The organism is Arthrobacter sp. Soil_C_60 (assembly GCF_057656375.1).
On record NZ_JBDGKM010000016.1, the window covers coordinates 60,453 to 69,076 of the forward strand.

10 protein-coding genes are annotated in these 8,624 nt (G+C 63.9%); 3 read left to right on the plus strand and 7 right to left on the minus strand.

The window, feature by feature from the left end; genetic code table 11:
- Positions 1-8: 8 nt before the first annotated feature.
- Complete coding sequence (locus AC3A4M_RS21675) at positions 9-1,121, minus strand: hypothetical protein (protein WP_498738548.1); 1,113 nt, start codon at positions 1,119-1,121, stop codon at positions 9-11.
- Positions 1,122-1,326: 205 nt separating this feature from the next.
- On the opposite strand from AC3A4M_RS21675, the gene AC3A4M_RS21680 reads away from it, so the two are divergent.
- From AC3A4M_RS21680 to AC3A4M_RS21690, 3 genes are all read left to right on the plus strand, one after another.
- Positions 1,327-1,845, plus strand: coding sequence for a DUF421 domain-containing protein (locus AC3A4M_RS21680; protein WP_498738550.1), 519 nt, complete (start codon positions 1,327-1,329; stop codon positions 1,843-1,845).
- A gap of 101 nt (positions 1,846-1,946) precedes the next feature.
- Positions 1,947-2,141 (plus strand): hypothetical protein, encoded by a 195-nt coding sequence (locus AC3A4M_RS21685; RefSeq protein WP_498738552.1) that lies wholly within the window; start codon positions 1,947-1,949, stop codon positions 2,139-2,141.
- A 41-nt stretch (positions 2,142-2,182) separates the two neighbouring features.
- Positions 2,183-3,499 carry an MFS transporter gene (locus tag AC3A4M_RS21690; protein ID WP_498738553.1) on the plus strand — a complete coding sequence of 439 codons (1,317 nt, stop codon included), beginning with the start codon at positions 2,183-2,185 and terminating at the stop codon, positions 3,497-3,499.
- 19 nt (positions 3,500-3,518) lie between these two features.
- Here the strand turns inward: AC3A4M_RS21690 and AC3A4M_RS21695 are convergent, their stop codons facing one another.
- The 6 genes from AC3A4M_RS21695 to AC3A4M_RS21720 are packed head-to-tail and all read right to left on the minus strand — an operon-like array spanning position 3,519 to position 8,401.
- Positions 3,519-4,379 (minus strand): urease accessory protein UreD, encoded by an 861-nt coding sequence (locus tag AC3A4M_RS21695; RefSeq protein ID WP_498738555.1) that lies wholly within the window; start codon positions 4,377-4,379, stop codon positions 3,519-3,521.
- The gene (gene ureG, locus AC3A4M_RS21700) at positions 4,343-5,092 is read right to left on the minus strand and encodes an urease accessory protein UreG (RefSeq protein WP_498738557.1); all 750 of its coding nucleotides are present in this window, start codon (positions 5,090-5,092) and stop codon (positions 4,343-4,345) included. Before ureG ends, AC3A4M_RS21695 begins: the two co-directional genes overlap by 37 nt.
- A 10-nt stretch (positions 5,093-5,102) precedes the next feature.
- The gene (locus AC3A4M_RS21705) at positions 5,103-5,855 is read right to left on the minus strand and encodes an urease accessory protein UreF (protein ID WP_498738559.1); all 753 of its coding nucleotides are present in this window, start codon (positions 5,853-5,855) and stop codon (positions 5,103-5,105) included.
- Positions 5,855-7,564, minus strand: a complete 1,710-nt coding sequence (locus tag AC3A4M_RS21710) for an urease subunit alpha (protein WP_498738560.1) — start codon at positions 7,562-7,564, stop codon at positions 5,855-5,857. Before AC3A4M_RS21710 ends, AC3A4M_RS21705 begins: the two co-directional genes overlap by 1 nt.
- On the minus strand, positions 7,557-8,102 hold the full coding sequence (locus AC3A4M_RS21715; protein ID WP_498738563.1) for an urease subunit beta: 546 nt from the start codon (positions 8,100-8,102) through the stop codon (positions 7,557-7,559). The genes AC3A4M_RS21710 and AC3A4M_RS21715 overlap by 8 nt, the downstream gene beginning before the upstream one ends.
- Complete coding sequence (locus AC3A4M_RS21720; RefSeq protein ID WP_074699629.1) at positions 8,099-8,401, minus strand: urease subunit gamma; 303 nt, start codon at positions 8,399-8,401, stop codon at positions 8,099-8,101. Before AC3A4M_RS21720 ends, AC3A4M_RS21715 begins: the two co-directional genes overlap by 4 nt.
- Positions 8,402-8,624 lie beyond the last annotated feature (223 nt).

Genomic DNA, 8,624 nt, shown 5'->3' on the forward strand with positions numbered 1-8,624 from the left:
AACCGGCGTTATTCCCGGCCCCCGGTTGTTCGATCAGCGAGTTTGCGCCGCTCCTGCTGGCGCCTGCTGTAGGTTGCTTCCCGGATCGATTCGTCGCTGTCGAAACTTGATCCCAGGGCGCCGGCAAAAGTGCCGAGGGAACTGGCAAGCCACGCCAAACGTGCGTAATCGACGGGGCTGACGGCATGCTTCAGCTGTGACTGCAGGTAGTCTCCGGAAATCACTGCCAAAGAGCCCAGAAACAGCACCACGAAAAGTATCAGGTACATCGCTGCCACGCTGAGCACCACGGTGATGGCCGTGGCGATGTTATCCATGCCTGCCCGGCCTCCCAACCCGTGGAGCCGGCGCCGGTCCCACAGTCCGTTGTACCCGATCAGCCATGCCGTCATCGAGACAATGGCAAGGACGCTGATTCCTGCCAGCCGGAGGGGGCTGGAAGAATCGGCCATGTTCCAGATGGACGCGTAGAAGATGCCGAAGGCTCCGGTGCCGATTGCGGCAGCGGTGGCGCTGGACAGTGATGGCAGGAGCCGGCCCGGCTGGTTGCTGCGGATCATGCCCAGCATCAGCCGTAGCCGTCCGCGCAGACCCGACAGGTACGAGTATTTGCCGTCGTCCCTGGCGGAGGAAAAAACGCCATGCACCGGGGCGAGCCGGTCCTCGCTTTCAGTGTCGGCCGGGTCTGCTGTGGCAGATCCTTCAGTCATATGGCCTACCGCATGCAGCACCGCCTGCAAGGTGAGGTGCCGGACCCGCGGCCAGCCCAGCGCGGGCAGCGAGATCAGGCAGACTTCCCGGGCTACGTTGACGTCGCTGACCAGAGGCTCGTTTCCGACATAGCGGGGCAGATCCGTCACATAGACCAGAAAGTCCCAGTGATGGCGCTGTTTCAGATCCTCGGCATACCGCTCCAGCTGAATATCGCCGTCGGAATCGAGCGGGAGCGTCTCTTGGACGACGGACACCTCCCAGCGGACTGCGCCGTCGATATTTTCGGACAGCTTGTCCGGCAGCGTATCTGCCAATCGCGTGGCGACGCGTTCCGGCAGCCCGCGATCGGCCATCAGACCCAGGACAATGGTCCGGCTCTCCCGCTCGTCGCCTTCGGCTGCTGCCATAAACTCCCCTCCCGGCTGTGGTAGCTCGACCGCTTGTACGCTCGCCTCGCGGTGCCATAGGAAGACGCAACTGCGATCAGCGGTTTGGACCAGAACTGCAATCTTGTAAGTATACTTACTTATTCTGGATGGCCAGGGGCTGCCCACGATCCACGATCGGGGGGCGGGAGATACGCCGCCATCGTGGGTTTACAGGAGGTACTTCATGGACTGGTCTTCAATTCTTGAACCGTCCCTTCCCGTAGCGGAACTGGTGGTGCGGGGCAGCTTGCTCTTTCTGGGGCTGACCTTCATCCTCCGGCTGACGGGGCAAAGGGAGTCAGGCGCCTTGGCGCTGACGGACCTCCTGGTGATTGTCCTGCTCGCGGAAGCCGTCTCCCACGCCTTCGCCCCCGATTCCACATCCGTCACTGACGGTTTGATCCTGGTGGTGACGATCTTGGCCTGGAGCGTTGTTCTCGATGCACTGGCCTACAAGCTTCCGGCGGTCAGAAAGATCCTTAAGCCGAGCAAGAGGCCCCTGATCGAGAACGGGCAGTTGAACAAACACCTCATGAGGAGGGAGTTTATGAGCCGTCAGGAAATCGAGGCCCAGCTGCGCCTGCAAGGTATCGAAAATCTGGATCAAGTGAAATACGCCTTTATGGAACCGAATGGAATGATAAGCGCCTTCCGGAAGGACGGCGGCGAGGCCGACCCCACTCCACAACCGCCAGCCAGCTGACACCACTGGTAGAGCAGGGGCTATTGGAAACTCTGCCCCTCTGCCACGCTGGCGCCGGCGGAGACCTTGCCCCCGTATCGAGGACGGCCTACAGTCTGGACATGGACAAGACGCCGGAAAGCGGTCTGGGCAGGACCAGAAAAATCGACACGGGCGAGGTGCCGGAGAAACAGTTGCACCGGTGGAAGGGCGAAGGCGGTGCGCTGCCTCCCGAACCGGAGACCGACTCCGAGGCTGAACATGATCCCGAAGCCGGATCCGGGTCCGAATCACGCCCCGAGACGGACGACGCCTGAGGCGAAGTAGCCGCTGGGCGCTGCGGACGGCTTGATCCCGGATGGGACATGCAGGAGCGAAGATTTACGGCCGATTGGTCGTAGCGGACAAGGACGCACTGGCACTTCTGCCGGAAGATGTCCGGCAGAACGTGCCGGGAAACGGCCTCCGCCTCATTGTCGCCCACGCCCTGCAGAATGCTGGCGATCAGGTCGTCAACGCTTCGACGGTCCTGGCATGGCTCATCGCCTCCATCGGTGGGCCGTCATGGGTCATCGGGCTCCTCGTCCCGGTCCGTGAGTCGGGCTCGATGCTGCCCCAGGCTGCGCTGGCTCCTTGGGTGCGCCGGCACCGGCAGCGGAAGCGGATCTGGATCATCGGGGCAGCCGGGCAGGCCGCCGCGGTGGCAGCGATGGCATTCACCGCGGCAGTAGGAACCGGAACCGCCGCAGGTGTCGCCATTCTCCTCGAAGTGGCCTGCTTTGCACTGGCGCGCGCTTTGGCTTCCATTGCTTCCAAGGACGTTCAGGGCCGCACCATTCCCCCGGGCCAGCGCGGCCAGATAAACGGGATCGCGGCTTTGGCATCCGGGATCGTTGCCGTCACGGTAGGGCTCGGCATCCGGCTCATTGGCGGCGGTAATGTGGACGCGGCCGCGCTGGCCATTCTTCTTGGTTGCGCTGCCTTCGCCTGGCTGGCAGCGTTGCTGGTCTTCGCCCGCGTCAAGGAACCGGATGGAGTCCCCCCAGAAAACAACGACGACGGCGGATGGCTCGTGCGTTCCTGGGGCCTGCTGCGGGAGGATGAACCCTTCCGCAGATTCGTCGGGGTGCGCGGACTGCTGCTCGTGTCCGCCTTGAGCCCGCCGTTCATAGTGGCCATGGCGGAAGAGCGGGGTACCGGCGGTTTGGGCGGGCTGGGACCGTTCGTTATTGCCTCCGGGCTGGCCGCGATTCTCGGCGGCCGGCTGGCAGGACGATTGGCGGACCGCTCCAGCAAGAATCTGATGATGTGGGGCTGCGCCGCGTCGTCGCTGGTGGTTTTTGCCTTGCTCGCCGCCACCGCAGTTCCCTCATTTGCCGCCTCTAGTTGGCTGTATCCGTCGGCTTTCTTCATGCTGGCGCTGAACCATATCGGCGTTCGCGTGGCGCGAAAGACCTATGTCGTGGACATGGCTACGGGAGACCAGCGCACGGAATACGTCGCAGTCTCGAATACCGCCATGGGTGTACTGCTTCTGGTGACGGGCGGGATCAGCAGCGCCCTCGCGCAACTCGGCACGGGCGTGGCGCTGCTGTTCCTGGCGGTACTGGGCACGGCCGGCGTTGTGGCCGCCAGGTTCCTCCCCGAAGTCAGCGGAGGTAAGCGCACGGGATAGGATGCACACCTCGTACCGGTCAGACGCAGTCAGCCTCTTCCTGGCGGGCATATCCGGCGAGGCTTGCGTCCAGTTGCCGGGTGAGCAGGATCGAGTCTTCGGCCAGGCTCGAAACCAAGACCGACCGGGAGTCCAGCGCCATCACAGCCGTATCCGGGATGTCTTTGGGTACAGGCGAAGGGGCATCAGTCCGTCCCGTGGACTCCGGGTCCACAATCAACACGGATCCGAGGGCTCTGCGGCCGCCGGTGACCGCGGAACTGTCCCACCCGATCGCTCCTTCCCCAACCGCCAGCTCCTGGTCGTGGCTGGCGACGCCGTCGTAGGTGAGGCGCAAACGTTGCCGCACCGCTCCCGGAGTCTCGCCGTGACGCCCGAGCACGAGTTCCTCGCGTGCGAACAGCCGGGCGCCATCCTCCAAGTCGATCCTGGTGAGCGCCTCGTGGTAACAACGCTCGGCCAGGATCTGCTTCCCGGGCAACCAGACGAGGGTTCCGCCGGAGGCTACTTTGATATTGACCTCGCTTCGGGATTCCAGGCCGTGCGGACCAGGCAGCACCAGGGTGGCCGCAACGGCGCGGACGATCAACGAGGCGTCTGCTTTCACCACGACGTCCAGCCGCAAATGGTCGCCGCCCAGCGGGCCCGCAGCGCCCGCAACGATGCTCACGCCCGCGCATTGGTCCTGATCCAGATTCCAGTGGCGGACCGCTGCGGGCGCCCGTTGGCGGGTGGGCCTCAGGATCAATGGCGCCTGGGACCGCATCCGTTGGATCCTGGTGGTGCCTTCCCTAGCCTCGGGTCCTCTCGGACGGTCCGCTGTCAGGCGGGCGTGGGCCAGCATCAGCCCGAGTGTTCGGCTAGCCGGTCCCGGACCCATTCCGCGACTTTCGTCGCCGCCGGATCTTCAGTCAACGACGTGAACAATACGGGCAGCTCACCGCGTTTGGCGCGGGCATCGCGATCCATGACGCCCAGATCCGCGCCGACATTGGGTGCAAGGTCAGTCTTGTTGATGACCAGGAGGTCCGCGGTGGTCACGCCCGGGCCGCCTTTGCGCGGCACCTTGTCTCCTCCGGCGACGTCGATGACGAAGATCTGGTGGTGGATCAACCCCCTGCTGAAGGTGGCAGTCAGGTTGTCGCCTCCGCTTTCCACCAGAATCAGCTCCAGTTGGGGCAGCTTCTCTTCGAGTTCCTCGATGGCTTCCAGGTTGGTGGAAATATCGTCCCGGATGGCTGTGTGCGGACAGGCACCGGTCTCGACAGCGGTAACCCGCTCCGACGGCAGCACCCCGTGCCGCAACAGGAAATCGGCGTCTTCGGTGGTGTAGATGTCGTTGGTAACGACGGCGATTTCCCGCTCGGAACTCAAGGTGCGGCATAGTGCGGCCACCAGCGCAGTCTTGCCGGACCCCACCGGTCCGCCGATACCTATTCTCAGTGCCTGTTTAGGGATCCGGGGCAATGCCTCCTGCTCATCAACGTGGATGTGCTCCGGCGCAGCGCGAAAGGTATTGGCGCCTTCCCTGCTGGGTTCCAGAGTCAATTCGTGATCATGGTCGTGGCTGTGTTCGTGGTCGTGGTCGTGCATTGTGGGCTCCTTAGCTGGCAAAGAGACGCACCTCCCAGGTGGCGTGCTGTTCGGCGAATATGTCGAGTAAGTAGCCGGCGCGGGCCGGCAAGTCGGCAGGCGGTTTATCCGCGTAGGTTGCTGCTTCCGCTGCCACGGTGGCAACCTCCTTGCCAAGCCGTGCCAGGGCCGCATTGACTTGGAACGGGTCCAGTCCGAGGAGCCTCACGGCCGCGGTGGCGGGACCGGTAATGGATTCGTGGGCGGCGATCAACGCCGCGTTGTCAGGACCGAGGCCAGCTGCTGCGGCAACGGCGCCGAAGGCGATCGGCTGATGCAACCCCTTGCCGGGGATCGAGGCAATTGCTTCCAGGCCCGCATACGGCCAGACCGTTCTCCCGGCCCGCAGGAGCGAGCGTCCAAGCCGCCGGGACATAGTGCGCAGTGCCGGGGATGGGGTTCTCGCTTCGAACTCGGTGTCGAGCGTGAGCAAGCGTTCGGTGAGGTCCCCGCCGTCGTCCGCTATTGACCCGATCCGCGCGAACACCGTACACGAGGCCGCGGCGAAGGAGGCGGCCACCAGACCAGCCGTTCCGAGCCGGCCCTTCAGGAAAGTCTCCATGCCTGGAACATCACGCAGCCCGTCGATGGCGGCGGCCGGTTCAAAGCCGCCGGAATGGGCATGGCCTCCGGTCGGAAACCGCCCGTCGGCTAGCAAGAGCATGGCGGGAACCGCCGCCGTCAGTGGCAGCGTAGAGGCTCCGGCAGGACCTTCGAGCGGCATCAAAACAGGAAGTATCTCTGCGCCATGGGCAGCTCGGTGGCCGGTTCGTGCTCGATCAGCTCTCCGTCGATCTTGACGCCGTAGGTATTCGGATCAACCTCGATATGCGGCATGGCCGTATTTTCCGGCATGTCTGCTTTGCCGCGGCCGCGGACGTTGCCGACCGGGACGAGCGGGCGGTTGATCGACAGCCGGTCCGCCAGTCCGTCTTCGATCGCCGCCGGCGCAACGAACGCCACTGAAGTGGAAGCGGCCGCACGTGAAAAGGCACTGAAGCCCAGCCGTTCCATGACCGGTTGCGGCGTCGGCACCGACGCGTTGGGATCCCCCAGCGCTGCTACGGCGGCCACTCCGCCCTTGAAGACTGCAGTAGGCCGGATGCCGAACAGCGCTGGCTGCCACAGCACCATGTCCGCCAATTTGCCCGGCTCGATCGACCCGATCTCGTGTTCGAGTCCGTGCGCGACGGCGGGGCAGATAGTGTACTTCGCAACGTACCGGCGGGCGCGGTGATTGTCGGCTCGGTCATCCCCGTCAAGCGAGCCGCGCAGGCGCTTCATACGGTGAGCCGTTTGCCAGGTCCGCATCACGACTTCGCCGATACGGCCCATCGCCTGCGCATCCGAGGACATGATCGAAAGTGCACCCATGTCCTGCAGAACATCCTCGGCGGCGATGGTTCCTTCACGTACCCGGCTCTCTGCGAAGGCAAGGTCGTTGGGGACCTGCGGATTCAGGTGGTGCGCGACCATGACCATGTCCAGATGCTCATCGATGGTGTTGTGGGTGAAGGGCCGCGTCGGGTTGGTTGAGGCCGGCAGCACGTAGGATTCACTGGCGATCCTGATGATGTCCGGGGCATGCCCACCGCCGGCACCTTCGGTATGGAACGCGTGGAACGTCCGGCCGTTGACCGCTGAGAGGAGGTCTTCGACGAAACCGGATTCGTTCAGGGTGTCGCTGTGGATGGCGACCTGGACGCCGGATTCATCCGCGACCTGAAGAGCTGCGTCGATGACCGCCGGCGTGGCGCCCCAGTCCTCGTGCACCTTGAAGCCTCCGGCCCCACCGCGAAGTTGCTCCCACATGGCCTCATGCGAAGTCGTGTTGCCCCGGCCCAGGAAGAGCACGTTCAGTGGCCAGGGCTCCAGACCCTCAAGCATGCGCGCGATCCACCAGGAGCCCGGCGTCGCCAGAGTCGCCTTCGAGCCTTCGGTGGGGCCGGTACCGCCGCCGACCACCGTCGTCGTGCCCGTTTGCAATGCCATGGTCAGCATGTCAGGGCCGACGAGATGGACGTGCGTGTCCACGGTGCCGGCGGTCAGGATCAGGCCGTTGCCGGACATTACTTCCGTGGACGGACCGATGACTAGATCCGGATGGATCCCATCCATCGTGTCGGGGTTGCCTGCCTTGCCCAGCGCGACGATCCGGCCGTCGCGGACACCGACGTCGGCTTTGATGATGCCCCAGTGGTCCAGGACCACCGCCCCGGTGATGACCAGATCCGGGGTGCCTTCTGCGCGGGTAGCCGATGACTGGCCCATGGACTCGCGGATCGACTTGCCGCCGCCGAAGACTGCCTCGTCGCCGCCGCGGCACCGGTCCTCCTCAACCTCGATGAGGATGTTGGTGTCGGCGAGGCGGATGCGGTCCCCCGTCGTCGGGCCGAACGAAGCAACGTACTCTGAACGCCGGATGTCACCCATCGAGATTTCCCCTGCACAGCCCTCTGAGGCCAAGGACGATTCTGTTGCCCCGGATCGGGATCAGTTCCACTTCTTCGGCGGCGCCTGGTTCGAAACGCATGGAGCCTCCGGACAGCACGTTCAGCCGCTTGCCCCACGCCGCATCACGGTCGAATTGCAGCCCGGAGTTCACTTCGGCGAAGTGGTAGTGGGATCCGACTTGGACGGGCCGGTCAGCAGTATTCTCGACCCGCAGGACCGTCACTTCGGCGCCCGCGTTGATCTGCACCGGTTCATCGCCGTAAAGGACTTCGCCCGGGACGATGGGTTCGTAGGCCACCACTTTCTGGCTGCTTTGCCGGGTGGGTGACTGCCGTTCGCTGGTTCCCGGACGCCTTGGTTGGCTCGTGCCGCTGGCACCGGAGGAAGGATGGCGTGTCTTGTGGTTATAGACAACGGCGGTGTCATAGCCGGGGTTGTCACTGGGATGGCTGAAATTATCATCCGTGTCCCTGCTCGTCAGGGCTGGATTGCTGAATGGGTTTTCGGTGATCCTCATTGGATCGGTCCCGTGACCGTGATGAGTTTTGTTCCGTCAGGGAAGGTGGCCTCAACCTGGACTTGGGCCAGCATCTCCGGGACACCTTCCATCACGTCGTCCCGGCTGAGGACTTCACGGCCCGATTCCATCAGGTCCGCAACCGTGTCGCCGTTCCTGGCACCCTCGAGCAGATAGGAGGTGATGATCGCGGTGGCTTCCGGCAGGTTGAGCTTCAGCCCACGGCCTTTCCGCTCCATCGCGAGTTTGGCGGCCGTATAGGTCATCAGTCGTTCAACTTCAAAGGTACTTAGTAACATCGGCGGACTCCAAGCATTCTCAAGAGACGTGCTTACTGGCAACGCGAACGCAGTACACGTTGAGTGTAGCCACGGGGTCTAGGCCCGGCAATGGCCCGCGTTGACTCATCAAAGATGCCCGCGTAGCTGCTATCGAAGAATCATTTGATAATGCCCGCGTAGCGGTGTGTCTGCCGGGCAGGTTGTTGCCTGCCCGGCACTCTGAGCCATGGAGCTTACGATG

Excerpts from the sequence above, each read along its gene's own strand:
- AC3A4M_RS21675 (WP_498738548.1), bottom strand. The coding sequence starts at position 1,121 with ATGGCAGCAGCCGAAGGCGACGAGCGGGAGAGCCGGACCATTGTCCTG.
- AC3A4M_RS21690 (WP_498738553.1), top strand. The coding sequence starts at position 2,183 with ATGGGACATGCAGGAGCGAAGATTTACGGCCGATTGGTCGTAGCGGAC.
- AC3A4M_RS21680 (WP_498738550.1), top strand. The coding sequence starts at position 1,327 with ATGGACTGGTCTTCAATTCTTGAACCGTCCCTTCCCGTAGCGGAACTG.
- AC3A4M_RS21695 (WP_498738555.1), bottom strand. The coding sequence starts at position 4,379 with ATGGGTCCGGGACCGGCTAGCCGAACACTCGGGCTGATGCTGGCCCAC.
- ureG (WP_498738557.1), bottom strand. The coding sequence starts at position 5,092 with ATGCACGACCACGACCACGAACACAGCCACGACCATGATCACGAATTG.
- AC3A4M_RS21715 (WP_498738563.1), bottom strand. The coding sequence starts at position 8,102 with ATGAGGATCACCGAAAACCCATTCAGCAATCCAGCCCTGACGAGCAGG.
- AC3A4M_RS21685 (WP_498738552.1), top strand. The coding sequence starts at position 1,947 with ATGGACAAGACGCCGGAAAGCGGTCTGGGCAGGACCAGAAAAATCGAC.
- AC3A4M_RS21710 (WP_498738560.1), bottom strand. The coding sequence starts at position 7,564 with ATGGGTGACATCCGGCGTTCAGAGTACGTTGCTTCGTTCGGCCCGACG.
- AC3A4M_RS21720 (WP_074699629.1), bottom strand. The coding sequence starts at position 8,401 with ATGTTACTAAGTACCTTTGAAGTTGAACGACTGATGACCTATACGGCC.
- AC3A4M_RS21705 (WP_498738559.1), bottom strand. The coding sequence starts at position 5,855 with ATGCCGCTCGAAGGTCCTGCCGGAGCCTCTACGCTGCCACTGACGGCG.